This window comes from Pseudescherichia sp. (genome assembly GCF_031979925.1).
GTDB lineage: Bacteria > Pseudomonadota > Gammaproteobacteria > Enterobacterales > Enterobacteriaceae > Pseudescherichia.
Window position 1 is genome coordinate 167454 of record NZ_DALZFB010000006.1, and the last position, 21713, is coordinate 189166.

The window sequence follows — 21713 nt, forward strand, 5'->3', positions numbered from 1 at the left end:
GCGACCTCCTGAGGAGAGACCGCAGAATGCAGAAAATCGCAGGTGCCGTTAAGCATCTGTGACGGGAGAGATGTTGCGTTCAGTTGCGTCATAGATATGGTCTCATCTATGACACACGAGCTATGGCTGTTCGGGCCGGGCGGGTTTGTTCAGAACCCATGCAGTTGTTCAGGCTGCATAGTAATTATAACTTATTTCCGTGAATTACAGAAATTAATCAGCCCGCTCAACGTGCAATTTAGAACCAGAACGCCATCATGATGGGTTACCGCATAAAGTGGTTCGCTGACCTCATCAAACGTGACGCTGTCTGTTATCTCAGCGTCAAAACCGTAATGCTTTAACTTTTCTAGCACCTCTGCATCATCCGCATGCTGGCACTCGATGACACCCTTCATTGGCAACCCCTCAGAGTAATATCCGGACGGAGAGTATCCACCGAGTGACAAGAAAATGATGGCTTTTGCGTGCTATAAGCGTCACGGCTCTAGCTGAAAATCGTCATCAAAACTGGGAAGTTTCGTAGTGCTTCCGTACGCCAGAATGTAGTCAATCCCTCTGCCCAGCGAGGTGGGATGATCGAACTCAAACAGGAATACGTCATGGTATGCGCGACCAAACCACCACCCGCCGCCGTACAACTTGGCGCGTTGAATGAATATCCATTTGCCCGGCGTAATGATGTCCTGCGTTACGCCACGATGGATAACGTCATAGCCTAAATCTTTACCACCCATAATCCCCTCCCCTGTAATTTTACTGTCTATATATACAGTATCAGAGGAGGGGTTTTGGTCAAGGTGCTTTGCGCACGATCCTAGCTATCGTCGTCTTCATCGAAATCAGCTTCTTCCAGTGCGTCCCTGAATGAAACCGCAACCACCTTACCGCCGAATGCCTCCATGTGAGCATGGACTGGAGGCTCCTTGCCATCTTCGAACTCAATAACGAAAGTCATTTTAGACATCACTCACTCTCCTGCTTCGGTGCTGCCGGTAGTCCAGGCATTTCCATCCAATGAGTCACGGTGCTGATATCTCTTCCTCTGGTATCATCACCCCACTTAAATTCGCCAGCGCACTCTTCGTACCACACATCCCCGTCCACACCGTAATCAGGATGATAGATGTATATAAGTTCCTGAGGAGCAGGCATACGCTCGCTGCACTTAACCCAATCATCCGGAATCTCCGGAGAGTTGCTTACTGGTTGCTTGATTTCAGCACCAGAGGCAGCGTCATCACTGGCCTGAATGATTGACTGTTGCTTGAGCATGGCGGCGCATTCATCAAAAGCCTGCTGCACTTCCTGCGGCATTCTCCCGTGATGTCTCTCCTCAATGATTTTGTGAAACTTGATGAAGCATTCAGGCACTACCGGCGCTGGCGGTGCGGGATTGTAGTGATTCCATTTATAGCCGCCATGCTGGCTATGCTCACCCCTAAGGCATGCATATAAATGCGATGAGTGAAACCCATACTTTTCTGCGTCAGCACCAGATTTGAAAATCAATGACGGTCCGCTGCCATCTACAGGAGCCGCTATAAGTGACTTAATATTATTACCAAGCTTATAGTAACCATGCACTACATTTTCGCTACGACTTACCCACTCCAGGTTGATGTATCTATTGTCAGTTTTATTTCCGTTAATATGGTTAACCTCATCCTTTCCATCCTGCTTATCCAGAAATGCTGTGGCAACCAATCTATGTATCGATGTTTGTACTCTCTGGCCATTGGCATAAAGGCTTGCTTTCACATAACCACTACCTATAAGAGAATTTGTGGAAAGGTATTTACCCGACCTGTTCGATTTCAATCTACCGAGGGATGAAACTGAATAATTCCCATCCGTACCTTCAACATCTCTCCATTCTTCTCCTGACTCCTGCTTATCCCTCTCCCGGCGCTCCAGCAGTGACAGCAGGCGTGTAGTTAGTTGCTGCTGCGCCTCGCCATTCTGGATATCTGGCTCACCCGGCCCGCCGAAACCTGCAAAGAAGTCGGCAACTTCGCTTTCGATTAATTTGCTCAGTGTCATGGGTTAGTCTCCGCCTGATATTGCTCGAACCAGAAAACCACTGGCTTCTCTACCACCTCGATAAGCCCGAAACGCTCAGCCGTGCGGAAGTTGACGCTGTACAACCTCGCGCGCTTTGTCTGCTCTGCTATTTGCTCTCTAAAAGACTCCAGGGTGAAAGTAGCCTTGAAGAGATTGCAAGGTGCGCATGCTGGGAATAGGTTTCCGATAACGTCATTCTCGGGACGCCAGTGTTCGCCTGTTGCTACTGTCCGGCGTGTTCCATCCTGGCGGCGAGGACCAAACTCCCATTTCCGTAATGCAGCCTCGACATGATCCGCATGCCAACCCTTTTCAGGAAGATCACATCCGCAATAGGCGCAGCGGCCGCCAAACTTCAGCCGCAAATCAGCACGTTGTTTTTTAGTGAGCGCCATCATTCCCCCTCAATCTTCAGGCTGATGCCGGAGGCGTCGCAATACTCGGCTAGCGTATCAATAGCGATCATGCGACCGGGTGCGTGGCGCAATCCTGACAGGACATGAATTACGTCGGCTTCGTTAATGGTGAGTACCCGCGCCTTATCAGCATCACGCTCTGCCAGCAGTTCGAGGATGGTCGCAGGGTTGGCTGCGGCGATGAATTTAGCGTTAGCCCGCGCATTTTTCTGCCCATCGAAACCAGGCCACTTAATGATGTCCCCACAGCGGTTATCAATAGCCGTGTGAACAGAATAAGTTTTTGAGCTCGCGTCAGTGAAGGCGCACCATTCACCTGACGTAGCCTTCTCAGCCGCCTGTTTCAGCGCTGCGTATTTGTCGCTCATACAGCCTCTCCGTTGCGCAGCTTCTCGGCGAACTTTTTCGCCTCTTTCTGAATGAATAGTTTTTCACTGAAATTGTGATACTGTCCAAACGCATCCACACCCTTAGCCATCTGCTCGCGCTGCCAGGCGTCGGTAGCCGGTGTTTTGATGCCATCTCCAAGTTTTGTATAGGCGCTCAGCATTGCCAGCTCTGGAACGTCGTCAGCGCCAGACTGATACGCGTCCAGTGCTTCCATCATCAGCTTACTGAACGGTGCAGGCTCAGCCTTTTTCAGCGTCGCATTCTCCGTCGCCAGCTGATCACGCTCAGCCTGTAATGCGATATAGTCTTCATACTTCACATAGCGCCCGCCACTTTCCAGAGTGCCGTAATCCTCGAAATCGTATCGATCTACGTTGCTCATGCTTCCCCCTTGCTAATCTGCTCAATGCCTGCTGCTGTTACGTACCACTGACGAGTGTCGTAGGAGTAATTGAGCAGGCCTAGTTTGTTTAAGTTGTTTGCTGTGACGTTTAGTGAGTTGCGCTCTACTGCGCCTTTGTGGATGGAGATGAGGAAATCGCGTTGAGGCTTGGTTAGTTTGCTCATGCTCTCTTCACTCCGAATGTCTTGACAAGTGCCGATTCCATACGCCCTACACAGGCGCGTATACGGGCTATCTCAGTCTCAGGGAACATGCTGACCGCCATCTGCTCCAGCGCGCCTTTGAGGGGCTTAGATTCGACCTTAGCGATACGGTCTCGGGCGAATGCCTTCAGTGCCTGCTTGATGCTGCGGCCTTCGATGCGGGCCATGGCGCGACATAGTTCAGCGTTGAGGATGGTTTCCGGAAATTCTGGATATTCCTGCTCAATGATTTCACGGGTGTTGCGTGCTTCGTTCATGCTCTGTTCTCCCGGGCTGCCATGAGCAGGCTGTTAAACATCGCGTTGAGGTTTACTCCTTCTGCTTTTGGCTCTGGCTTTGTCCTGCCGTGTGGGGCCGTTTTATCAACGGCGATGTAGCGGTACTGCTTCTCAAATCCTTCCCGGCGGACGCGCTGGGCGATAACGAGCTTGCTGAGAGTGCCGTTGACGGTTGATTTAATCAGGCCGGTACCAGCGATGATGTCGGTTGAGTGGCGGCCTGGATGCTCGCCGATGTAGCTAATGATTTGCTGAAGGTAGGAAATTCGTTTCATTTAGCCTCTCCAGTTGGAGGAATTGGATTTAGCAGCCTGTCGCTCGTTCTCTGCAAAGCGGTTGGCTGCATCCTGCTGATCGATGTTCACGAAGTGGCCGTTGCGCCATTCCATGTAGAAGGTCTTTGGCTGGCCTGAGCGGTATTTGCCAACGATGATTTCGGCTATCCCTTTCATGTCGCTGTTGTCGTGATAAACCTCGTCCCTATAGGGAAAGATGATCACATCCGCATCCTGCTCGATAGCACCGGAGTCCTTCAGATCTGCAAGGTTTGGTCGCTTATCCGGACGCCCTTCTACGCCGCGGTTGAGCTGCGACAGGAGGATGACTGGTATCTTGTTGCGCAGTGAGAACTGCTTCAGCTTCCCGGTAATATCCGCGATAGCCAGGTCATGCCGATCAGCCTTTGGCTTCTTCATCAGGCCGAGGTAGTCAATGGCAACAAAGCTAAGGCCGCCGTCCATGTTCATGCGCTCAGCGTGCGATATAATCTCGTCAACGCTTAGCGTCTCATCCAGCACATGGTTTTCCTCATCCAGGAGTGTGCCGGTGGCTACAGTGAGCTTTGTGTACTGCTCCTGCGTCATACCTAGGGGGTTTCGGAGAGCGCCGACCGATAAGCCAGCACGATCAGCGACGTGACGCTCAACGACCTGCGTTTCGGACATCTCCATCGATATCAGCAGACCTCGCCCCTTCTGCCGGCCGATTGAGTTAGCGATGTTGATTGCCAGCTCTGTCTTACCCATACCAGGGCGGCCAGCGATGACGATCAGGTCAGTTCGGTCAAATCCGCCGTACTCGGCATCCATGGGTTCGATGCCGGTTTTGAGGTACAGACCTGACTCCTCACCCTTCAGGCGCTCTTCCAGCACTTCCAGATAGTCGGGGATGAGGTCTGCGATTCGCCGCGGCAGCCTGTCGTTAGTTTCGAACTGCAAGCGCCCTACGATGCCTGTAGCCTCTGCGATGCGCTCGTTGATGTCGTGTGTGCCTGCCGCTGCGAGAATCTTTGCCGCGTTCTGCAAATCCTCGACGCCCTTTCGAATCATCCAGCACTGGCGGACACGCTTTGCCCATCCACGGATGTTTGCTGCGCTAATCGTCTTGGTAGCTACGTCAAGAACTAAGTCCTTTGTCGCCGCCGGTACCGCCCCCTGCACCGTGAACATGTCGATTGGCTCGGCCTTGTTCAGCAGCGTGACGATTGCCTGGTACATGCTGCGCAGGTGGAAGTTATCAAAAGCCACCGCGGGGAGCTTCCCGGCTATGTCTCGGCAGTCGATGTGGTCGCCCTTCATGATCATCGAACCGATGAGCTGGTATTCAAATTCGTAACTTTCCATCAGGCCTCCTCCGCCAAAATCTGGTCAATCTTTTCCTGCCTGAGCGCGGTATCGATGCCGTACTTCTTGCCTGATGGATTGGCACCGCAGGCCCAGTCTGTAGGCTTGTAGCCAAACTCGATGTAACCGTTGATGAACGTGTCCACATCGCGGGGCTCTTTGCCAAGCTCTTTGCATTGCTTGATGTACGATGCCCACAGGCGGGATAAACCCTTCTCGACAGAGGTCGTCACGCTTAGCAGGGTTGGAAGTCCCAGCGCCTTGGCCTTGGTGTTCCATGTCTGCTTGAGTCGTTCACGGTCGAAATCAGGAAGTGCTGTCGATGGTTTTGGCTTTCTGGTGCGAGGCGGTTTTTGTTCAGTTGGTGCTTGAGATTTCTCATCAGCAACCAAACCCGCATCGTGGGTTTGGGTATTTGTTTTTATTGTCTTTTGAATAGTGTCTTTTGTGTCCCCCTGTTTTGAGGGATACGACTCCCTCAATTTGAGGGATGTTTTCTCCCTCGTTTTAGGGGATATTCCCTCGTTTTGAGGGGTGCGCCATTCTGAGATGTTTTTGTTGGGGCCAAACATGCCGCCCTGCTGCTTGATGAGACCCATCCGGACAAGCTCTAACTTGGCTTCATTGCACCGCTTGACAGGTAGTTTCGCTATCTCTGAGATCTGCGAGTCAGTGACTCTGTCCATCGGCTTATTCCAGCCATATGTCTTTCTCAGGATTGCCAGCAGAACCTTGAACTGACGCTTGGTCAGATCAGCCCCGGCGTACTCTTCAAGAAGCATGTTGGAAAGTCTGGCGTAACCGTCATCGAGGTCAGCCACTTTGCGCTCCACGACCTCCAGATGAGGCCTTAACAATGCGACGTTGTCATAGGCTACGTTACTCATGATCCGCTTCCTTCTTAGCTTTGCACTTGGTCAGGAGTTCTCGCAGCTTCGCGGCGGTTACCTGGCTTACATTTCGGAGGAAACGAACACGGATGACGTTCTTATGAACTTCGTCCTGGTAAAAACGCTTTGGATTTGCCATAATTAGCTCCTGATTGAGGTCTTAAAAATCAATCGTTATCTGTTCAGAACGCTCGGTTGCCGCCGGGCGTTTTTTCTTTGTGAGTAGCGCTGCTACTTCCTGCGCCAGTCTCGCCATATCGTCGTCAACCACTCCCCATTCCAGCACCGCAAGCAGCATCGCCACCTTCGGTAACATCGTCTCTTTCCAGCGGGTAATGCCTGACTTGTCCATGCCCATCGCCTTAGCAATGTTGGTAGCGCCGCGCATGGCGATCTGATTCAGTAACCAGGACTCTATTTTTCGCGCCTGGGTTTTGTTTCGTGTCGTTGTGGAATCCATTTGTGATAATTCCTGTTAGTTAAGTTGGTTTAGTTAATATGCGTTTAGGCCTTGCCCAGTGCGGACAAAGCCATGAATTTTGACTTTTGTAGTGATCGCTTTTTCAGCGAGAGATGTGTAAGAGCGGGTAGTGCTAGGCGACCTTGCGGTAAGACTGTTCCTGATACTTCAATGCACCGGCTGTAATAGCCTCCAGTCGGTACGCATCCTTTTCGGGGATGACTTCTTTCCACTGCGAAACCGCTGCATCGCTGATCCGCAATGCTTGAGCTACTGCTCTTTGGCTCCCGAAGTGGGCAATGACTTCTTTCTTGTACATGTCCACGTCCTTTCTCTTAAGCGTTCTTAAATTATTCAACAAAAGGAATCTTAAGTCAACAACTCTTAAGATGTCTTAACTATGAAAAATGAAACTATCGGCACGCGCATACGCAAGCGCAGAAAAGAATTGCGGTTGACACAGGTATCGCTAGGAACGAAAGTTGGGGTCAAAGGCGGTGCCATATCTCAATGGGAAGATGACAAGACGAATCCAAAAGGAGACAACCTTCTTTCCCTGGCAAAAGCTTTGCAGTGCGCACCGGAGTACATCCTGTACGGTGAAGACTCGCCGTCAAATGTAGAGCCAGCTGCTGCCGATACAAAGCTTGTCCCTATCCTGAGCTATGTTCAGGCTGGGGAATGGACCGCTGAATCGACCATAAGGGATTTGGAGGGGAACATCGAGTACTTGCAGACTAACCTGGAACTTTCAGACGCTGCTTTCACGCTGATCATCAAAGGCCGCTCTATGGAGCCTGATTTCAGCGAGGGTGATGCGGTCGTTATCGACCCTAACGTCTACCCATTGCCTGGTGATTTCGTTGTAGCGAAAAATGGTGAAGAGGAAGCTCTCTTTAAGAAATACCGGCCCAGAGGCATCATTGACGGGCAGGAAGTGTTTGAACTTGTTCCATTAAATGATGACTACCCTACCCTCCGATCTGACTCTGTTCCTATCCGCATTGTTGGAACAATGATGGAGCACAGGAAGTACCGCCGCAGGCGTTAACCCCCTTCTTCTTAAATCAAACCCGCTTCCGCGGGTTTTTTATTGTCTTAGTTTTCAGAAACTTAAATTCTTCACGCCAATTAATTTAAGATTTCTAAAGAAAAGCACTTGCACTACTTCTTAAGAACGCTTAAATTAACCCCATCAGCAGGACGCACTACTCACTAGGACGGTGGGGCTCTTAAAAATCTGGCGCTGAAAAAGCGCAGTGTTCAAAGCAGAAAGCTTTGGGTAGGTCAGATATGTGACCTGGCGGGTTAACGATGTGGTGCCGCCCTGACCTACACCAAAGCTAACTGACAGGAGGATGTATGAACGCACAAGATCGTCGCCGTGACCGCCGCGCTGAGAAACAGGCAGAGTGGAAAGCTGCAAACCCCCTGTTAGTTGGGGTTAGCGCTAAGCCTGATAGCCGCCCGGTGCTGTCACTGAGTCGCAAGCCTAAATCACGCGTAGAAGCCGCTGTGAACCCTATTGACCTCACGGTGCTGTCTGAGTACCGGGAGCAGCTGGAAAACCGCACCAGCACGATTGAGCGCAGAAATCACAAGGTCTGGTACAGCAAGCCGGGTGCCCGTGGAGTTACCTGTGTCGGCCGCCAGAAGCAAAAAGGCAAATCTATACCTCTCATCTGAGGCGACCCATGAAAAACGCCATTCGTTGCCCGGTGTGCGGCGTTGAGTTCGACCCACGCACACCGGTGTGTCACATCAGCAAGCATCACAAAGGCGCTACAGAGCATCAGCTGAGACAGATACGCGATGCACGGCGTCAGCATTTCTACAGCAGCTCCTTAGGGGCTGACGGCAAATCTACTCCACTTGTTTGAGGTGATGGTGATGGTCAGCAGAATTGATGGTGAGATTATTCGAGACGTCATTAACGACCCTCGCCTCTTCTCAGGAATTGAACGGGCAAGAAGTGGCAAGGTTCAGAGGTTCGGGAAACGGATTGTCCAGGGCGGGAAGTGCATCCAGGAATGCGACTTTGAAATAACGCCACCAGAAAAGAGTTGGTATTCAAAGGAAATTGATGGTGTGTGGCACTGGGTTGAAGGATGCAGCCATTGCAATGGCTCACCCAAGGACTGGGACTATGTTCGCTGTGACAAGCATGATGTCTGCGTTGATTGCGGTGTAGATAGAGAGCATGCAACGAAATCTCCTGGCATTGATGGGGTTGGTGCTGTTTGGGGTTGCCGTGGCGGATGGCGTTGCAATGACTGTCAGGAACAGATTAACAAAAAGCGTCTCGCAGAAGCTGAGGCGCGGATAGTTCCTGATGATGAATATGATGAGATGGATTTTTGGCACGAAAATGAAGCGCGCTGCCCATGGTGTAAGGCTGAAATAAACACCGATGAATCATACGACGCCTGTGATGAAGAGCATGAGTGCCATGAGTGCGAACGAACATTCAAACTGACAGCGGAGCATTCGGTGTCATGGACAACAATTCGTTCAGTCAAATAGGTCGCTTAGGCGGCCTTTTTTATTGGCTGCCTCTCTTCACGAGGGGCTGACGGCAAATCTAACAGAGGGTGAGATATGGAATTCAAGTACGAAGTCGATTTACAGCCTACCGAAGAGCAAATTGCGGCAGGCATTCAGCAGCTGCTCGAAGAGTTCCCGGATATCGCAGATCAGGTAGACGATGACTCTGAGCTGGAAGATGCCGTGGTATTCATCTGGCAAGCGATGCTGGCTGCCAAGTAGCCTGGTCGGGTTTCTTATACAGAGAGGGGAAAGAGGATTAGTAAGACGGTTGAAGATTGCTATGCGCCGTACGTATTGAAGTTTTTGGAAGATAACTGGCATGACTTCGTTGATGAGTTAGCCAGCAATTACGACGAAGATACTGAGGATATCGCAGAGGAAATCTGCCAAAGCCTTCGATAAACAGACCCGCTCCGGCGGGTTTCTTTTTGCCCAAACAAAATCCTGCTTTCGAGTGGGCTTCTTTTTTGGCAACAGACACGCGAGTTAATTGTTCAACGTTCCGCGCCGCGGCGATAAGCGGGGAGATGATTATGTCCACTATCGAGATTGGCGGCAGTCCTCTTACCGTCATCCACCTCAACACGCTGTATCGCGTCACACCGCTGGCAGGGGACATCTGGAAGCTAACTGATGTTGATAAACCCCGCAACAAGATAAAGCTCACCCGCCGGCAGATGCAGATTGCTGGCTTCGGGCAAATTACGGAGATGAAGGCATGACGATCAATCACCAGTTACTCCGCATGGCCCAGCAGAAAGCCCGTGACGCCAAAGCTCAACGCAATGGTGCCAAGTGGATGGAAGCCAACGAAGAGATGAAGAAGGCCGCTGGCATGCCGTGGTATCGCGGTAATTCGAATCAGCGTGGGGGTGAGCATGGACAAGTTTGAAGGCACGCCGGGTCCTTGGGAGGTAGCTGGCCTGTGCTGTGATGCAGTAGGGACAGAATTTGACAGCGTCTGGTACAAAGCGATTTGTCACAGACCAGAACGTACGGGCGGAAAGCTAACTGATGAATACAACGCCAATATGCGCCTCATCGCCGCAGCTCCTGAATTACTGGAGGCCCTCCAAAGCTTGTTTATTGCAACACTGTATGGCGTAAGAAACTCATCTGCAATGAACTCGGCGCTTGAGAAATCGCAGGACGCCATCAACAAAGCCCTCGGCAAGTAACACCACCCTATTTCCACCCCGGCAGCCACTACGCGGCTGCCCTCGCTCACCCAGGAGTTGAGCTATGAACGCATATTACGCACAGGACAGAATCGAGGCGCAGGACTGGAAGCGCCATTACCAGCAGGTTGCTCGCGAAGAGAAAGAAGATGAGCTTGCTCAGGATATCGAGAAGGTTCTTTTCCAGCGCCATTTTGAAGCCCTGTGCATCGATAACCTTCAGCGTGCTGGCGTGAGCGCGCAGGCAATCTCCCTGGCGTTTGACGATGACGTCGACTTTCAGGAGCGCATGGCTGAGCACATCAGCTACATGGCCGGGGTAATTGCAAAGCATCAGATTGATATCGAAGAGGCGCAATGATGAGCGAACAAAAGACTCACTACCGAAAAGCTTTTGACTCCCCTTACCTAAGCGCGGCGGACATTGTGGAGCCGACAGTGCTCACCATATCTCGCGCCACGCTGGAAGTAGATAAAACAAAAAAGACAAAGGACGTCTTCAACACGGCCTATTTCGAAGAGCGGGAATTACGCCCGGGCGAGAAGTTAAAACCGATGATCCTGAATGCCACCAACAGCAAGATGCTGAAAGGCATTACCGGATCACCATTCCTGGAGGATTGGGCAGGCGTGAAAGTAACGGTATTCGTGGACAAGAATGTCCGCTTCGGAAAGGAATCTGTTGAGGGGCTGCGCATCAGCCCGGCCCGAATAACCAAACCACTCCTTACTCCGGATAAAACACAGGCATGGAATAACGCTAAGGCGGCATTCAAGCGTGATGGAAACCTTGAAGCCGTCATGTCTCGCATGGACATTTCAGAAGCTCACCGCAACCAACTCATGAAGGAGTGCGAGGCATGATATGGCATGACGTTGAGCAAAATAGCGAACAATGGGACGCACTAAGGCTGGGAAAAGCCACTGCATCGAATTACGGGCTAATTATGGCAAACGATGGCAAGGCTTTCGGCGAACCAGCCAAAAGATACGCGCTGCAATTAGCTCTTGAACAAATTAAAGGCTGTAAATCTGAGTTTGCATTCTCAAATGATCACATGGAGCGAGGTCACGAGCAGGAGCCTATTGCACGTATGCTGTACGAAGAGATGAACTTCATCAATGTCGATAATGGTGGCTTCTTCGATCACGTAACTTATGGTGACAGTCCTGACGGACTGGTGGGTAGTGATGGGTTAATAGAAATAAAATCAGTCATCGCCTCCACTCATTACGCAACGCTCACGCGAGGCTCATTCGACCCGGCATATCGGTGGCAACTAATCGGGCACCTTGATTGCTCTGGCAGGGACTGGGTTGACTTCACAAGCTTCTGCTCAGATTTTCCCGATAATAAGCAACTAATTGTGTACCGGCTTCACGCTGATGAATTCGTGAATGAAATTGAGCGTCTGCGAGAAAGGCGTTCTGAATTTATCAACCTCGTTTCCGAAGTGAAGAAAAGGATACTGGAGGATGTATGAAGCGAACAGCATTCTACCGCCGGCCGGGAAAGGCTGGAACATTCACCGGAGTTAAGGAACGCGTCATATGGATGATTCAGACGCGCGGCCGACCAGTCACAGGAAGTGAAATAGCCGCAGTGTTCGACGTTACCCTCCAGGAATTCAATCATAGCGCAGCACACACACTTACTCGCGGCGCAGGTCATGTAGCAAAGATTGAAGCATCACCGACATGGAAAACCGAAGACGGAATTACCGATCGCCACTTCGCGCTCGTTAAGCCTCCGGCGGTAGTTATACCTCAGAATCCAAAGTCTCGCCTGTTCACGAAAAAGTCTTTCGGCTACTGCGCCAGAGGGCTTCGTGAAGAATGCATAGAGAAAGCTGAGCGACGCGCCCGCCTCATTAAGGCCGGGCTGTACATTGACGAATTCGAGGCTGTGCTATGACCCATTCACATGATGACATCGTTGTTTATGGTCTGCGCCTAACGTTCATTGTTGGGCCTAACGGCTGGTTAATGCCATGGGGTGAGATTATCTGCAACCCATTAAAGGCGCAGAGACTTGCTGAGGAATATTGCAATAGGCAGGAGGCAGCATGAGTCCCGAAATCATCGACCAAGCCAGCGAGCTTGAAGAGCTTCTTCGCGAGCAGGCCATTGCAGCACATCGCATAGACCGCAACGCAGTATCAGCGACGCACTGTAGAGAGTGCGATGAGGATATCCCACAGGCGCGGCGTGAAGCTGTGCCGGGATGCCGGACATGCGCATCGTGCCAGGAAGAAATTGAACTGAAGAATAAGCAGGTAGGTGTGCGATGGAGCTAACGAAAGGCAAGATTTACAACGTTAATCAGGATGAGTGGATGCAGCACTCACGGGCGGAGTATCACTCAACCTACAACCGCAAGTGTGACGGAGTGCCGCTTCACAACATGATTATCCGCATGGCTGATGGCTATTTAGAAATGTCCGTTTTCACCACTGACAACATTCTTTCTGAAGCAGAGGAGCCGGTGTGATGGATTACAGCAAGATGTCAGATTTTGAGATTAATAAGGCCGTGGCTGAGTCAGTATTTATCGACAGGGAAGGCCTTGAGGTTGTCAGGAGCATGCCTGCCCGAAATGAAGTTACAGTTTTTGCAGACAAGAAGGGTGAGTTGGTTTGCATCGCCGCAGCTGACTACTGCAACAACGCCGCCGCCGCATGGCCGATTATCACCGAAAAAAACATCAGCATCATTCTGGATAACCCAACAATGCCTTGTGCTACAGCTAACGCGCGGGACTTGTTTGATGATGCCAACCCGATTGTCAGTGTCAGCTACGACAAGCCGCTCCGGGCAGCAATGATCGTCTACTTGCAGCTTCAGGAGGCCAAATGAGCGAACGCGAGCAGTTTGAGTCGTGGTTTGAGCGAGAGTATAAGCATTTAAAGTCATCGAAATACACCGATATTGTGCCGCATATCAAATATGGCTTCTGGATGGCATGGCAGGCAAGCAGGGAGGCGCTTAAGGCTGAGCAGGGACAGGATAGCGAGCTGTTAGCCATCGCTAAAAAGCTCGAACAGGAGGTTGGAGATATCGCAGAGCGCCTCAATCAGTCATCAGATAGCGGCTTCATGTTCGTGCCGGTAGCTGACTTGTATGAGCTGCAATTAAAGAGTGGCTCGCCATACTGCTACACCGCATCATCATCTGAAGCTCACGGCTGGGCTAAGGAAGGATACCCTATCAGGGAGTATGTGCTGTTGGACAGATTGCAGGACGCCATAAACCACCCCATCGACACAACACCTAACCAGTATGACGCGCTGGCGAAAGGAGGTGAGCAGTGATTGCCAGATATGACAACGAAGAGGAATGCGTATTCATCTCTATGAGCTATGAAGAGGCAACATTTTGCTATGACGCATTGGCAGAGGCGCTTGGGCGTGGCGGTGGTGAGATGCAGCAGCAGGAAAGGGACGCAATCACAGACCTTATGGGTTGCGTAAACGTCGAATGAGCCGCTAACACAGCGGCTTTTTTAATGGAGGCAATATGAGCACCATCCAAGATATACGGAGCCAGTTATCCGCCTTAGTTACGGAGGCGCATAAAGTTGCATGCTCTCTCGATATCGGCAAAGAGCGCACTGAAGCATTCGAATTGTACGAGGCATTACGACGACTCCAGCGCCAAGGGTCAGCCAGCGAAATGCTTTCCGCAACCAACCCACTCCTTGCAGCGCCATATTACGACGAGGATTGGGATGATGATGACGATGACGACTGATGGCAACTTACAGCCCACTCACTGAGTAGGCTGTTGGGTGCAATCCCGCACCGCTCTGACACAGGAGACTGGCGTCAGAGTTCGGATTGATGTAATTGCCCCGCTAGTCGGGGCTTCTTTTTGCCAGGAGGATAAACGATGAGAGAATTACGCGAAGACTCACTCATTGACATGAAGTTCATGATCGAGGATGCTGGCTACACCGCCAAATACTTCTATGACCAAATCAAGTGCGGCAGGCTGCCAAAGCCAATCAAATACGGCCGCTCATCTCGCTGGCTATATGCCGACTACCAGAACTGGAAATTCAGCCACCTCTCTCCTCAAAGAAAAGCATCGTGAGTTGCCTTTGCGGGCACAATTGCGGGCACAATTTTACACCCACTTTTATTTTCTCTTATATTCCCTGCACTTATCTAATTTATTTGATGTTTGCAGGGGACACTTTGAACACTTTTTCCTACCTCTAAAAATCCCAGACATCTCACGCTGCACAAGGCTTTGAAACGTTTTTCGTAACCAGCAACTTCCCATACTCCAGCACATTATTATCCAAGCAATGCGTTCAGCTCATTCTCTGATGCCGCTGCTTGCAACACGCCCAAGAACCCCATAAAAAAAGCCCCCGGCGCATCGCGGCGGGGGCTGACATAAGAGTTTAACGCTTACAGCGCCATGTCATGCTGGGCAGGTGCGGCTTCAGCCGGTTTTGCCTGCGGCATGGACTGCGCCGCGTCCTTCATCTGAATGACCGGCGGTTTGGTCAGATTCAGCGTAGAGGCAGTTTCATCCCAAACCTGCTGGGTGAGCGCCACGTTACCATTCAGCTTCTGGCCGTAGGTCGGCACGATGGTGTGCAGTTTTTCCTGCCACTGCGGAGAGGTAAACTGCGCCGGGAAGAGCTGCTTGATCACGTTGATAGAGATAGGCGCTGCGGTGGATGCGCCAGGCGATGCGCCGAGCAGTGCCGCCAGGGTTTTCTGCTGATCGGTAACGATTTCGGTACCGAGTTTTAGCACGCCGCCTTTCTCTGCGTCTTTCTTGATGATCTGCACGCGCTGGCCTGCCTGGATCAGTTTCCAGTCCTCTTTACGCGCCGACGGATAGTACTCTTTCAGCGCCTCAAAGCGGTCATCTTCGCTCAGCATCACCTGACCAATCAGGTATTTCACCAGGTCGAAGTTATCCAGACCGACATCGGTCATTGGGATCACGTTCTTGGTGGTCGTGGTGCTCAGCAGGTCAAAGAACGAACCCTGCTTCAGGAATTTAGTGGAGAAGGTCGCGAACGGCCCAAACAGCACTACGCGTTTGCCATCGAGGTAACGGGCATCCAGGTGCGGAACCGACATCGGCGGTGCGCCCACGGAAGCCTGACCGTAGACTTTCTCGGTGTGCTGACGGGTAATTTCCGGATTCTCGGTCACCAGGAACGAACCGCCTACCGGGAAGCCTGCATAGTTTTCCGCTTCCGGGATACCGGTTTTTTGCAGCAGCTTCAGCGCGCCGCCGCCGGCACCGATAAAGACATACTTCGCGTCAACCGCACGCTCTTTGCCGCTCTTCACGTCGGTAATAGTTACGTGCCAGGAGTTGTCACCGTTACGTTCAAAATCAGTCACCTCTGAGCCGGTTTCCAGCTTAAAGTTGCTGGTCTTTTTCAGGCTGCCCACCAGCTGACGGGTGATCTCGCCATAGTTAACGTCGGTACCGACCGGGGTCCAGGTAGCGGCAACGCGCTGCTGCGGATCGCGGCCTTCAATGATTAGCGGCGCCCATTTTTTGATCTGCTGCTGGTCGGTAGAGAACTGCATCCCCTGGAACAGGGTCGTCTGCTGCAATGCCGCGTAGCGCTTGGTCAGATAGTCAACGTTGTCGCCCCAGACAAAGCTCATGTGCGGGGTGGAGTTGATGAAGGAGTGCGGATCGTTCAGCACGCCGCGCTTCACCTGAGATGACCAGAACTGGCGCGAGATCATGAACGCTTCGTTGATCTCCAGCGCTTTGGTCACGTCAATCGAACCGTCTGCACGCTCAGGCGTGTAGTTCAGTTCCATGTTGGCAGAGTGACCCGTACCGGCGTTATTCCAACCGTTGGAGGACTCCAGCGCAACGCCGTCCAGTTTCTCAACCATGACCTGTTTCCAGTCAGGCTGAAGCTCCTGTAACAGCGTACCCAGAGAGGCGCTCATGATACCGCCGCCAATCAACAGTACGTCTGTTTTCTCGGCAGTGTCTTCAGCATGGACATTAGAAGCAACAAGCATCGCGATAAGCGAAAAAGCGGGAACTACTTTTCTGAAATGTGACATCTGTTATTGCAATCAACTTAATTTGAACAAATAGGCGATTATTTTAACGGATTAATTAACAATTTAAAGTATTATTGAACAAATTATTAACAACCATACAGAGTGTATGGAATTAGAACGAGCCAGAAGCACCCGGCTCCTGTGTACTGAAAAAGCGGATTAATAACTGATTCAGATGGACTTCCGCCTGTTGTTTAAGCGCCGGAGAAACCTTCCCATCCTGCTGCTGGGCTGCTATCTGCCGCAGATTCTCCTCCACCGGTGGCATCTGATTGAACGCCTGCGTAATAGCAAATACCTGCGACTTAAGCTCGCTCACGGTCATATACTTGCCATGCTGTTCATCCAGACTATTCAAACGATCTGTTAGCTGTTTCAACTGCGTCATCCCCTGATGCCAGCCGCTCAGACTCTCCATCGGCAGGGACGCGGCGCTGAGCTGTTGTTGCCACTGATGGATAAACTGTTTTACTGCCGGGTCTGCGGGGAAAAGCTTTTGTAGCTGATGTATCAGCATGGCCTGCTGGCGGAGAGCATTATCCGGCGGCAGCCGGGAGAAGCGTTCGATCTGCTGCTGCGTGCGGAGAATAACCGCTTTCGGCTGCATATCCAGCGGTTTTGGACGATGAAGATATTGCCAGCCCCACAGCGAGGCACTCCCTACCACCAGCATAGTGAACAGGCCGGCAATATACGCTCTCCAGCGACGATCGGCATGTGCGTTACCCCTCCCCCGATCCGATTGCACAACAAAAATCCACTGCTTGTCGGTGGGCCTCCCCTGCTCTGACCCTACGCGGATTCTGCTTGTGGAAACAGGCGGCGTGGCCTGCCTGGCTCCGCCGTGCTCATCTGTCTCAAGCCGCAGTGCCGCATGATGCAGCTGTAAACGCAGTGCATCACTTTGACTGAGATGCTTCAGCTCAAGGCGTTGTAGCACGTCACCGATGTGGGTCAGGTGCTGCTCGGCCTGGTAGAGTTTACTCAGATCGGCAAAGGTGAACGTCTGCATTCGCAGCACCTGTTGCAGACGTTTGCTCAGACTACTCAGGATCTCCACCCGCGCATGCACCGCCTGCGGCCACAGATTACGCCACTGATGCGCCAGCAGCGCTTCCAGCAGGGCCAGCCCCTCATTCAGACCTAAAAGTCCTGACAGGTGGGTTCTCGCCAGGGTGTACCAGGCCAGAGACCGTAACTCTACGCCGTTGCGCTCAAACAGCGACAGGCACAGCATCTCCACCCGCTGCCAAGCCACATCCGGACGCGCCGGATGGGTCAGCTTGCCGAGTTCATCACACAATACGGCATAATCGGGAAAGGTTCGCGGATCGCCGCCGATCTTTAGATAGTATTCAGAGTGTATATTCATCTGCTGTTCAGCCCAGGTAATGAGATCGGACTGCCGCCCGGGAGTCCAGATACTGTTGTTGTTTAAGATGCCGGATGAGCACCTTTCCCTCCGGCATAAATTGCGTACCGTAGCGCACCAGACCAATGCCCTTCAGCTCGGCATCCACGCCGTAGCGCAGCTCACCGGGCTGCGTCTGCTCCAGCAGGACCACACTAAGGCTTTGCAGCCTCGGTTCGTATTTCAGCAGCACACCAGAGAGGGTGTTCATCAGTTCATGAGCGGTGCCGGGCATCCCTTGCAGGATTTTCGTCATATCCGGCAGGCCATAGTCCGGGAGATGCGCCAGCGTTCCGGCGCGGCAGTTAAGGATGCGCTGCATATTGTCCAGTACCGATAAAATCATCTGGTCTTGCTCGCTGACCTGGTGCAGATCAAGTCCACCGCTAAAGTTGCCATAGAGCGTCTCATAGAGCGACGGGGCGTTATGACGTGCGGGCATCTCACTCCTCCTTCATGGGTTGCAGCGTTATGCGGTTATTGTCAGCTTCGATAATGCGCGGTTTATCCGGGTCAAGCTCGTCACGAGTGAGGACGAGCCGCCAGTCGTTCTTCGCCTCGTCCGGCGCCCGGAACAGGCCAACGATGGCAACAAACTGCGCCTGTTCGTCCAGCGGCATATTCAGGCTGAGATCTGCGCCGGGTTTCACCACCATGCTGCGGCTGGCAAGCACATCCGCGCCCAGCGCGCTTTCGGCATCCTTTGCCAGCTGCTGATACACCGTTTTGTCAAACGTCTTACGATCTTTAAGCTGGTAAACCCGAATCATCACTGGTTCGGAGAGCGAGACATCCTCCACGCTATCGGTGTTCAGCGCCTCTCGGGCGGTAAGATCCAGATGCAGGGTTTTTACCTGCCTGTAAAAAATCGACTTTATCGCGGATGAGGTATCGTCGCTGACCGTCTGGGTCAGACCGCAACCGCTCAGCAGCACCGGGACTATCAGCAGAGGAAGGTACTGGGTTTTAATCAAATGCATATATAACACGCTGGTTTCCTTGTTGTGTGACGGCAGACGGCATACCGCAGTAGCTGCCCAACTCAGTGGTAAAGGTGGCTGGCAGATCCGGCGGAACCGTTTCGCCCTCCATTCCCAGAACCCCGGTCATGCCGAGAATAAACGGCGTTTCGTCCAGCACGGGGGCCGGCAAAAGCTGCGTCGGCACCGTTAGTTCAATACGTGCTTTATAGCGCCAGCCGAGATACACCCGCAGCAGAACAAGAAAGTCGTCATAGCACTGCCCGCCTGGCAGCCAGCCCTGCGCTTCCTCTTCATTGCCCGTATACAGCGCTATCAGCAGCTGGCTGCTGATGTCCGTCATCTCATCACCGAGGATCGTGTAGCCGTCGAGGAGAAAGTCCTCCTCACCGTAGAAGCCCAGCGGCCTGTCGATAACTACCGTGCGCGGATCGTAGGGTGTGACCGTAGCCTGGGTATGCGGTGCCAGCAGTTTCACCAGCGCCTGAATCCCCTCTTCGGTTCGCGCAGGCAGGCGCATGATGCCGAGCAGCGCCAGAAAGCGTGATACCGGCGTCGCAATATGTTTTCCGGTTCCGGGAATGCCCAGCCCGATAAGCCCCAGCAGGCTCTGCGACGTACTGTCCGTACCACCAGGCTCAAAGGTCGCCGGGTACGAATATTTGCGCCAGATACGGTAGAACTGCGTCAGGATGCGGTGGTTAAAGATGTCCAGAAACGCCATCTGGGCTTCATATCCTTCGCGCCGCTGGGCGATATCATCCAGCCAGGCCGTCGGCAGCGGCGAGTCTACGCCATACAGGCCGTTAAAGGTGGTGCGCACCGTCGGCGGCGCGTCCGGGTTGCCTTCGTCGTACTCCACCGCTTTCAGTTCGCTGACCGGAAATCCCATGCCCGGATGCGGACGAAAGCGAACCGGATCGCTCGCGGGGGTCAGGGTGGAGCCCAGCGGCGGCATGTCCGGGTTAGCTTTTTCCAGCAGCTGGCAAAAGCGGTAGAAATTAACCCGGTGAATATCCCGCTCAAGCCGGGCGCTTAGCCGGGAATGCGGCGGTTGTGATTCTCCTGCCATTCGAGTCGCTCTCCGGTGGGTTGTACAATCAGTATCAGGCGATTAAAGAGGTGGATATCGGTGTAGAGGGCAAAAAAGCGGTTGAGCATTTCACCGAACAGGCAGACATCGCCGTGACCCGCAAAGCCGTTGCCGTCCAGCGTCACCTCAATCTGCACACCCCGCATCAGATGTCCCTGCTCAAAGCGTTCGGTTTCACTGTGATTCACGTCGATGATGGCAGCCAGGCGACGGCGGTTCATTTCGTTATCCGTCCAGTCATAGAGCGACAGCGCTCCGCGCAGGACATCCGCGTTATCCATCATCCACAGAAAACTGCTGCCCAGATGGCTCAGCACCCGCCAGTGGAAACGGTCCTGGTCCGGGGGATAGCACGGCAACGTCGGCGCGCAGAGATTACGCACGCGAATGCGCGAGGCGGTAGACTTGACGGTGGTGTCGAGCAGCGTGCTCTGCAGCGCCCGGCGCGGCAGCTGACCGTTGGTGCCGATCAGATTCAGGGAGAGCTTTTCATCATCCGGGACGGTATGGTTATCGAATGCCTCACCGCCGAGGATGAGCCAGGTGTCATACAGCCCGGAAGGGCCGCGCTTGACGCGGGTGTGGTAGTAGTGCTCCGGCGCATCGTGGCGCAGCATTCCCCCTTTATGGCGGAAACTGGTAAACGGCACGTACACCTGATGCCCGCTATGCCGTGAGGAGGTGACTGAATCGACAGCGTAAATCTCCGTGTGGCCATCCTGAACACGCATTGGACGCAGCAGATATTCAGTGCACAGGGGATCCAGGTGCAGCGGATCCGACTCCAGCGGGAAGAGGTTAATCACCGGCGAGCAGTGCAGGCGCAGCTGTTTTTCCGAGATGGGAAATTCATGCGGCCACTGTTTATTCAGCACCACATCAATCTCCAGCCATGGCGTCGCCTCCGGCAGCGAGACGCTATCCAGCCCACGCAGGCTGACCGCCATAAACTTCTCGCGGAAGGTGAAATACTCCAGCAACAGCTGATAACCGCTGAAGCTGCTGTCCGCTTTTGGCAGCAGGGCGTCATCTTTACCGAAACCACAGACGGCAAAATGCGCAGCCAGCGGGTGTCTGTCCACCTCTCCCGGAAAACGCAGGCCAATATTCGCCACGTTCAGGGTTAGCGCTTCATGTAATGCACCCGCCAGGGGCGCATCCGCATTGAGGTAGAGCGGAATACGGCTTAAATCAATTTCGCGCCAGTTTGCCAGCGGACCGCACTCCAGGCGCAGCGTGATAACGGAACGTCCGTCCGGATCGGTGGACACCCCAGCACGGGAGAGCGACATCGGCAGCAGGGTCAGCGGCTGCGTAGTGGTATAGCGACACCGCGTCCGTTTTTCGCCGACAGGCTGGGAGAGCACCTCAAAGCCCTTCTCTATCCTGACCGGCTCTTTCATCTCCCGCCAGTCAGTGGCGAACTCCACGATAGAGAGCGACGGAATGGTGCGCAGATAGTGCGGCCATATCATACTCACCAGCCCACCGGTAAGCTCAGGCAGGTTATCATCCAACTTTTCGCGCAGCCGCCCCATCAGGAAGGCAAAACCTTCAAACAGGCGCTCCACGTACGGATCGCGTGCGCCCGCTTTGTCGAGGTTTAAGCTCGCCGCCCGGTCAGGATGAGCAAGCGCAAACTCTTCACCCGCCTCACGCAGGTAACGCATTTCGGCGTCAAAATAACGCAGGGTTAAATCGTCCATTTATTTTCTT

At 52.9% G+C, this 21713-nt stretch carries 39 protein-coding genes and 1 pseudogene; 19 read left to right on the top strand and 21 right to left on the bottom strand.

The window, feature by feature from the left end:
• Positions 1-191 precede the first annotated feature (191 nt).
• The 15 genes from RTM13_RS12695 to RTM13_RS12765 all read right to left on the bottom strand — a co-directional run bounded on the left by RTM13_RS12695 (position 192) and on the right by RTM13_RS12765 (position 7045).
• The gene (locus RTM13_RS12695) at positions 192-398 is read right to left on the bottom strand and encodes a hypothetical protein (protein ID WP_312212355.1); all 207 of its coding nucleotides are present in this window, start codon (positions 396-398) and stop codon (positions 192-194) included.
• Positions 399-479: 81 nt separating this feature from the next.
• Positions 480-737, bottom strand: a complete 258-nt coding sequence (locus RTM13_RS12700) for a lF-82 (RefSeq protein WP_312212356.1) — start codon at positions 735-737, stop codon at positions 480-482.
• An 80-nt stretch (positions 738-817) separates the two neighbouring features.
• Positions 818-967: a hypothetical protein gene (locus tag RTM13_RS12705; protein ID WP_312212357.1), complete on the bottom strand. Its 150-nt coding sequence runs from the start codon at positions 965-967 to the stop codon at positions 818-820.
• Positions 967-2043: an HNH endonuclease gene (locus tag RTM13_RS12710; protein ID WP_312212358.1), complete on the bottom strand. Its 1077-nt coding sequence runs from the start codon at positions 2041-2043 to the stop codon at positions 967-969. Before RTM13_RS12710 ends, RTM13_RS12705 begins: the two co-directional genes overlap by 1 nt.
• Positions 2040-2459 (bottom strand): HNH endonuclease signature motif containing protein, encoded by a 420-nt coding sequence (locus RTM13_RS12715; RefSeq protein WP_312212430.1) that lies wholly within the window; start codon positions 2457-2459, stop codon positions 2040-2042. Before RTM13_RS12715 ends, RTM13_RS12710 begins: the two co-directional genes overlap by 4 nt.
• Positions 2459-2848, bottom strand: a complete 390-nt coding sequence (locus RTM13_RS12720) for an ead/Ea22-like family protein (RefSeq protein WP_312212359.1) — start codon at positions 2846-2848, stop codon at positions 2459-2461. Before RTM13_RS12720 ends, RTM13_RS12715 begins: the two co-directional genes overlap by 1 nt.
• Positions 2845-3252 (bottom strand): hypothetical protein, encoded by a 408-nt coding sequence (locus RTM13_RS12725; RefSeq protein WP_312212360.1) that lies wholly within the window; start codon positions 3250-3252, stop codon positions 2845-2847. The genes RTM13_RS12720 and RTM13_RS12725 overlap by 4 nt, the downstream gene beginning before the upstream one ends.
• A complete protein-coding gene (locus RTM13_RS12730) occupies positions 3249-3437 on the bottom strand; it encodes a hypothetical protein (RefSeq protein WP_312212361.1) in 189 nt (62 codons plus the stop codon). The genes RTM13_RS12725 and RTM13_RS12730 overlap by 4 nt, the downstream gene beginning before the upstream one ends.
• Positions 3434-3733 carry a hypothetical protein gene (locus tag RTM13_RS12735; protein ID WP_312212362.1) on the bottom strand — a complete coding sequence of 100 codons (300 nt, stop codon included), beginning with the start codon at positions 3731-3733 and terminating at the stop codon, positions 3434-3436. The genes RTM13_RS12730 and RTM13_RS12735 overlap by 4 nt, the downstream gene beginning before the upstream one ends.
• The gene (locus RTM13_RS12740; RefSeq protein WP_312212363.1) at positions 3730-4029 is read right to left on the bottom strand and encodes a helix-turn-helix domain-containing protein; all 300 of its coding nucleotides are present in this window, start codon (positions 4027-4029) and stop codon (positions 3730-3732) included. Before RTM13_RS12740 ends, RTM13_RS12735 begins: the two co-directional genes overlap by 4 nt.
• Positions 4030-5376, bottom strand: a complete 1347-nt coding sequence (locus tag RTM13_RS12745) for a replicative DNA helicase (protein ID WP_312212364.1) — start codon at positions 5374-5376, stop codon at positions 4030-4032.
• On the bottom strand, positions 5376-6263 hold the full coding sequence (locus tag RTM13_RS12750) for a replication protein (protein ID WP_312212365.1): 888 nt from the start codon (positions 6261-6263) through the stop codon (positions 5376-5378). Before RTM13_RS12750 ends, RTM13_RS12745 begins: the two co-directional genes overlap by 1 nt.
• Complete coding sequence (locus RTM13_RS12755) at positions 6256-6405, bottom strand: hypothetical protein (protein WP_312212366.1); 150 nt, start codon at positions 6403-6405, stop codon at positions 6256-6258. The genes RTM13_RS12750 and RTM13_RS12755 overlap by 8 nt, the downstream gene beginning before the upstream one ends.
• A gap of 21 nt (positions 6406-6426) precedes the next feature.
• The gene (locus RTM13_RS12760) at positions 6427-6726 is read right to left on the bottom strand and encodes a CII family transcriptional regulator (protein WP_312212367.1); all 300 of its coding nucleotides are present in this window, start codon (positions 6724-6726) and stop codon (positions 6427-6429) included.
• Between the two features lie 133 nt (positions 6727-6859).
• Positions 6860-7045, bottom strand: coding sequence for a Cro/CI family transcriptional regulator (locus RTM13_RS12765; RefSeq protein ID WP_312212368.1), 186 nt, complete (start codon positions 7043-7045; stop codon positions 6860-6862).
• A gap of 81 nt (positions 7046-7126) precedes the next feature.
• Between RTM13_RS12765 and RTM13_RS12770 the strand changes: the two genes are divergently transcribed.
• From RTM13_RS12770 to RTM13_RS12860, 19 genes and pseudogenes are all read left to right on the top strand, one after another.
• Positions 7127-7777 (top strand): S24 family peptidase, encoded by a 651-nt coding sequence (locus RTM13_RS12770; protein WP_312212369.1) that lies wholly within the window; start codon positions 7127-7129, stop codon positions 7775-7777.
• A 311-nt stretch (positions 7778-8088) separates the two neighbouring features.
• Positions 8089-8412 carry an antitermination protein N gene (locus RTM13_RS12775; RefSeq protein ID WP_312212370.1) on the top strand — a complete coding sequence of 108 codons (324 nt, stop codon included), beginning with the start codon at positions 8089-8091 and terminating at the stop codon, positions 8410-8412.
• Positions 8413-8616: 204 nt separating this feature from the next.
• Complete coding sequence (locus tag RTM13_RS12780) at positions 8617-9249, top strand: hypothetical protein (RefSeq protein WP_312212371.1); 633 nt, start codon at positions 8617-8619, stop codon at positions 9247-9249.
• A gap of 75 nt (positions 9250-9324) precedes the next feature.
• Positions 9325-9492, top strand: coding sequence for a hypothetical protein (locus RTM13_RS12785; RefSeq protein ID WP_312212372.1), 168 nt, complete (start codon positions 9325-9327; stop codon positions 9490-9492).
• 314 nt (positions 9493-9806) lie between these two features.
• Complete coding sequence (locus RTM13_RS12790) at positions 9807-9995, top strand: hypothetical protein (protein ID WP_312212373.1); 189 nt, start codon at positions 9807-9809, stop codon at positions 9993-9995.
• Positions 9992-10165 carry a host cell division inhibitory peptide Kil gene (locus RTM13_RS12795; RefSeq protein WP_312212374.1) on the top strand — a complete coding sequence of 58 codons (174 nt, stop codon included), beginning with the start codon at positions 9992-9994 and terminating at the stop codon, positions 10163-10165. The genes RTM13_RS12790 and RTM13_RS12795 overlap by 4 nt, the downstream gene beginning before the upstream one ends.
• A complete protein-coding gene (locus RTM13_RS12800; RefSeq protein ID WP_312212375.1) occupies positions 10152-10451 on the top strand; it encodes a hypothetical protein in 300 nt (99 codons plus the stop codon). Before RTM13_RS12795 ends, RTM13_RS12800 begins: the two co-directional genes overlap by 14 nt.
• 64 nt (positions 10452-10515) lie before the next feature.
• Positions 10516-10812 (top strand): host-nuclease inhibitor Gam family protein, encoded by a 297-nt coding sequence (locus RTM13_RS12805; RefSeq protein ID WP_312212376.1) that lies wholly within the window; start codon positions 10516-10518, stop codon positions 10810-10812.
• Positions 10812-10943, top strand: a pseudogene (locus RTM13_RS12810) (hypothetical protein); the annotation flags it as partial. The gene RTM13_RS12805 and the pseudogene RTM13_RS12810, both read left to right, overlap by 1 nt.
• Before the next feature lie 368 nt (positions 10944-11311).
• Positions 11312-11935, top strand: coding sequence for a YqaJ viral recombinase family protein (locus tag RTM13_RS12815; protein ID WP_312212377.1), 624 nt, complete (start codon positions 11312-11314; stop codon positions 11933-11935).
• Positions 11932-12366 (top strand): regulator, encoded by a 435-nt coding sequence (locus RTM13_RS12820; RefSeq protein WP_312212378.1) that lies wholly within the window; start codon positions 11932-11934, stop codon positions 12364-12366. The genes RTM13_RS12815 and RTM13_RS12820 overlap by 4 nt, the downstream gene beginning before the upstream one ends.
• Positions 12363-12521, top strand: a complete 159-nt coding sequence (locus RTM13_RS12825; RefSeq protein ID WP_312212379.1) for a DUF1317 family protein — start codon at positions 12363-12365, stop codon at positions 12519-12521. The genes RTM13_RS12820 and RTM13_RS12825 overlap by 4 nt, the downstream gene beginning before the upstream one ends.
• Positions 12518-12748 (top strand): TraR/DksA family transcriptional regulator, encoded by a 231-nt coding sequence (locus tag RTM13_RS12830; protein WP_312212380.1) that lies wholly within the window; start codon positions 12518-12520, stop codon positions 12746-12748. Before RTM13_RS12825 ends, RTM13_RS12830 begins: the two co-directional genes overlap by 4 nt.
• Positions 12739-12942, top strand: coding sequence for a hypothetical protein (locus RTM13_RS12835; RefSeq protein ID WP_312212381.1), 204 nt, complete (start codon positions 12739-12741; stop codon positions 12940-12942). Before RTM13_RS12830 ends, RTM13_RS12835 begins: the two co-directional genes overlap by 10 nt.
• On the top strand, positions 12942-13307 hold the full coding sequence (locus RTM13_RS12840) for a phage protein NinX family protein (RefSeq protein ID WP_312212382.1): 366 nt from the start codon (positions 12942-12944) through the stop codon (positions 13305-13307). Before RTM13_RS12835 ends, RTM13_RS12840 begins: the two co-directional genes overlap by 1 nt.
• The gene (locus tag RTM13_RS12845; RefSeq protein WP_312212383.1) at positions 13304-13762 is read left to right on the top strand and encodes a hypothetical protein; all 459 of its coding nucleotides are present in this window, start codon (positions 13304-13306) and stop codon (positions 13760-13762) included. Before RTM13_RS12840 ends, RTM13_RS12845 begins: the two co-directional genes overlap by 4 nt.
• Positions 13759-13932: a hypothetical protein gene (locus RTM13_RS12850; RefSeq protein WP_312212384.1), complete on the top strand. Its 174-nt coding sequence runs from the start codon at positions 13759-13761 to the stop codon at positions 13930-13932. Before RTM13_RS12845 ends, RTM13_RS12850 begins: the two co-directional genes overlap by 4 nt.
• 35 nt (positions 13933-13967) lie before the next feature.
• Complete coding sequence (locus RTM13_RS12855) at positions 13968-14201, top strand: hypothetical protein (RefSeq protein ID WP_312212385.1); 234 nt, start codon at positions 13968-13970, stop codon at positions 14199-14201.
• A 138-nt stretch (positions 14202-14339) separates the two neighbouring features.
• Complete coding sequence (locus RTM13_RS12860) at positions 14340-14543, top strand: AlpA family transcriptional regulator (protein WP_312212386.1); 204 nt, start codon at positions 14340-14342, stop codon at positions 14541-14543.
• Between the two features lie 323 nt (positions 14544-14866).
• Here the strand turns inward: RTM13_RS12860 and mqo are convergent, their stop codons facing one another.
• The 6 genes from mqo to tssF all read right to left on the bottom strand — a co-directional run bounded on the left by mqo (position 14867) and on the right by tssF (position 21703).
• Positions 14867-16513: a malate dehydrogenase (quinone) gene (gene mqo / locus RTM13_RS12865; protein ID WP_312212387.1), complete on the bottom strand. Its 1647-nt coding sequence runs from the start codon at positions 16511-16513 to the stop codon at positions 14867-14869.
• A 112-nt stretch (positions 16514-16625) separates the two neighbouring features.
• On the bottom strand, positions 16626-17885 hold the full coding sequence (locus RTM13_RS12870) for a VasL domain-containing protein (protein ID WP_312212388.1): 1260 nt from the start codon (positions 17883-17885) through the stop codon (positions 16626-16628).
• 7 nt (positions 17886-17892) lie between these two features.
• Positions 17893-18366, bottom strand: a complete 474-nt coding sequence (tssE, locus tag RTM13_RS12875; RefSeq protein ID WP_312212389.1) for a type VI secretion system baseplate subunit TssE — start codon at positions 18364-18366, stop codon at positions 17893-17895.
• Position 18367: 1 nt separating this feature from the next.
• A complete protein-coding gene (gene tssJ / locus RTM13_RS12880; protein WP_312212390.1) occupies positions 18368-18904 on the bottom strand; it encodes a type VI secretion system lipoprotein TssJ in 537 nt (178 codons plus the stop codon).
• The gene (gene tssG / locus RTM13_RS12885) at positions 18891-19976 is read right to left on the bottom strand and encodes a type VI secretion system baseplate subunit TssG (protein ID WP_312212391.1); all 1086 of its coding nucleotides are present in this window, start codon (positions 19974-19976) and stop codon (positions 18891-18893) included. The genes tssJ and tssG overlap by 14 nt, the downstream gene beginning before the upstream one ends.
• Positions 19940-21703, bottom strand: coding sequence for a type VI secretion system baseplate subunit TssF (gene tssF, locus RTM13_RS12890; RefSeq protein ID WP_312212392.1), 1764 nt, complete (start codon positions 21701-21703; stop codon positions 19940-19942). Before tssF ends, tssG begins: the two co-directional genes overlap by 37 nt.
• Positions 21704-21713 lie beyond the last annotated feature (10 nt).

Excerpts from the sequence above, each read along its gene's own strand:
- RTM13_RS12695 (WP_312212355.1), bottom strand. The coding sequence starts at position 398 with ATGAAGGGTGTCATCGAGTGCCAGCATGCGGATGATGCAGAGGTGCTA.
- RTM13_RS12700 (WP_312212356.1), bottom strand. The coding sequence starts at position 737 with ATGGGTGGTAAAGATTTAGGCTATGACGTTATCCATCGTGGCGTAACG.
- RTM13_RS12705 (WP_312212357.1), bottom strand. The coding sequence starts at position 967 with ATGTCTAAAATGACTTTCGTTATTGAGTTCGAAGATGGCAAGGAGCCT.
- RTM13_RS12710 (WP_312212358.1), bottom strand. The coding sequence starts at position 2,043 with ATGACACTGAGCAAATTAATCGAAAGCGAAGTTGCCGACTTCTTTGCA.
- RTM13_RS12715 (WP_312212430.1), bottom strand. The coding sequence starts at position 2,459 with ATGGCGCTCACTAAAAAACAACGTGCTGATTTGCGGCTGAAGTTTGGC.
- RTM13_RS12720 (WP_312212359.1), bottom strand. The coding sequence starts at position 2,848 with ATGAGCGACAAATACGCAGCGCTGAAACAGGCGGCTGAGAAGGCTACG.
- RTM13_RS12725 (WP_312212360.1), bottom strand. The coding sequence starts at position 3,252 with ATGAGCAACGTAGATCGATACGATTTCGAGGATTACGGCACTCTGGAA.
- RTM13_RS12730 (WP_312212361.1), bottom strand. The coding sequence starts at position 3,437 with ATGAGCAAACTAACCAAGCCTCAACGCGATTTCCTCATCTCCATCCAC.
- RTM13_RS12735 (WP_312212362.1), bottom strand. The coding sequence starts at position 3,733 with ATGAACGAAGCACGCAACACCCGTGAAATCATTGAGCAGGAATATCCA.
- RTM13_RS12740 (WP_312212363.1), bottom strand. The coding sequence starts at position 4,029 with ATGAAACGAATTTCCTACCTTCAGCAAATCATTAGCTACATCGGCGAG.
- RTM13_RS12745 (WP_312212364.1), bottom strand. The coding sequence starts at position 5,376 with ATGGAAAGTTACGAATTTGAATACCAGCTCATCGGTTCGATGATCATG.
- RTM13_RS12750 (WP_312212365.1), bottom strand. The coding sequence starts at position 6,263 with ATGAGTAACGTAGCCTATGACAACGTCGCATTGTTAAGGCCTCATCTG.
- RTM13_RS12755 (WP_312212366.1), bottom strand. The coding sequence starts at position 6,405 with ATGGCAAATCCAAAGCGTTTTTACCAGGACGAAGTTCATAAGAACGTC.
- RTM13_RS12760 (WP_312212367.1), bottom strand. The coding sequence starts at position 6,726 with ATGGATTCCACAACGACACGAAACAAAACCCAGGCGCGAAAAATAGAG.
- RTM13_RS12765 (WP_312212368.1), bottom strand. The coding sequence starts at position 7,045 with ATGTACAAGAAAGAAGTCATTGCCCACTTCGGGAGCCAAAGAGCAGTA.
- RTM13_RS12770 (WP_312212369.1), top strand. The coding sequence starts at position 7,127 with ATGAAAAATGAAACTATCGGCACGCGCATACGCAAGCGCAGAAAAGAA.
- RTM13_RS12775 (WP_312212370.1), top strand. The coding sequence starts at position 8,089 with ATGAACGCACAAGATCGTCGCCGTGACCGCCGCGCTGAGAAACAGGCA.
- RTM13_RS12780 (WP_312212371.1), top strand. The coding sequence starts at position 8,617 with ATGGTCAGCAGAATTGATGGTGAGATTATTCGAGACGTCATTAACGAC.
- RTM13_RS12785 (WP_312212372.1), top strand. The coding sequence starts at position 9,325 with ATGGAATTCAAGTACGAAGTCGATTTACAGCCTACCGAAGAGCAAATT.
- RTM13_RS12790 (WP_312212373.1), top strand. The coding sequence starts at position 9,807 with ATGTCCACTATCGAGATTGGCGGCAGTCCTCTTACCGTCATCCACCTC.
- RTM13_RS12795 (WP_312212374.1), top strand. The coding sequence starts at position 9,992 with ATGACGATCAATCACCAGTTACTCCGCATGGCCCAGCAGAAAGCCCGT.
- RTM13_RS12800 (WP_312212375.1), top strand. The coding sequence starts at position 10,152 with ATGGACAAGTTTGAAGGCACGCCGGGTCCTTGGGAGGTAGCTGGCCTG.
- RTM13_RS12805 (WP_312212376.1), top strand. The coding sequence starts at position 10,516 with ATGAACGCATATTACGCACAGGACAGAATCGAGGCGCAGGACTGGAAG.
- RTM13_RS12815 (WP_312212377.1), top strand. The coding sequence starts at position 11,312 with ATGATATGGCATGACGTTGAGCAAAATAGCGAACAATGGGACGCACTA.
- RTM13_RS12820 (WP_312212378.1), top strand. The coding sequence starts at position 11,932 with ATGAAGCGAACAGCATTCTACCGCCGGCCGGGAAAGGCTGGAACATTC.
- RTM13_RS12825 (WP_312212379.1), top strand. The coding sequence starts at position 12,363 with ATGACCCATTCACATGATGACATCGTTGTTTATGGTCTGCGCCTAACG.
- RTM13_RS12830 (WP_312212380.1), top strand. The coding sequence starts at position 12,518 with ATGAGTCCCGAAATCATCGACCAAGCCAGCGAGCTTGAAGAGCTTCTT.
- RTM13_RS12835 (WP_312212381.1), top strand. The coding sequence starts at position 12,739 with ATGGAGCTAACGAAAGGCAAGATTTACAACGTTAATCAGGATGAGTGG.
- RTM13_RS12840 (WP_312212382.1), top strand. The coding sequence starts at position 12,942 with ATGGATTACAGCAAGATGTCAGATTTTGAGATTAATAAGGCCGTGGCT.
- RTM13_RS12845 (WP_312212383.1), top strand. The coding sequence starts at position 13,304 with ATGAGCGAACGCGAGCAGTTTGAGTCGTGGTTTGAGCGAGAGTATAAG.
- RTM13_RS12855 (WP_312212385.1), top strand. The coding sequence starts at position 13,968 with ATGAGCACCATCCAAGATATACGGAGCCAGTTATCCGCCTTAGTTACG.
- RTM13_RS12860 (WP_312212386.1), top strand. The coding sequence starts at position 14,340 with ATGAGAGAATTACGCGAAGACTCACTCATTGACATGAAGTTCATGATC.
- mqo (WP_312212387.1), bottom strand. The coding sequence starts at position 16,513 with ATGTCACATTTCAGAAAAGTAGTTCCCGCTTTTTCGCTTATCGCGATG.
- RTM13_RS12870 (WP_312212388.1), bottom strand. The coding sequence starts at position 17,885 with ATGAATATACACTCTGAATACTATCTAAAGATCGGCGGCGATCCGCGA.
- tssE (WP_312212389.1), bottom strand. The coding sequence starts at position 18,366 with ATGCCCGCACGTCATAACGCCCCGTCGCTCTATGAGACGCTCTATGGC.
- tssJ (WP_312212390.1), bottom strand. The coding sequence starts at position 18,904 with ATGCATTTGATTAAAACCCAGTACCTTCCTCTGCTGATAGTCCCGGTG.
- tssG (WP_312212391.1), bottom strand. The coding sequence starts at position 19,976 with ATGGCAGGAGAATCACAACCGCCGCATTCCCGGCTAAGCGCCCGGCTT.
- tssF (WP_312212392.1), bottom strand. The coding sequence starts at position 21,703 with ATGGACGATTTAACCCTGCGTTATTTTGACGCCGAAATGCGTTACCTG.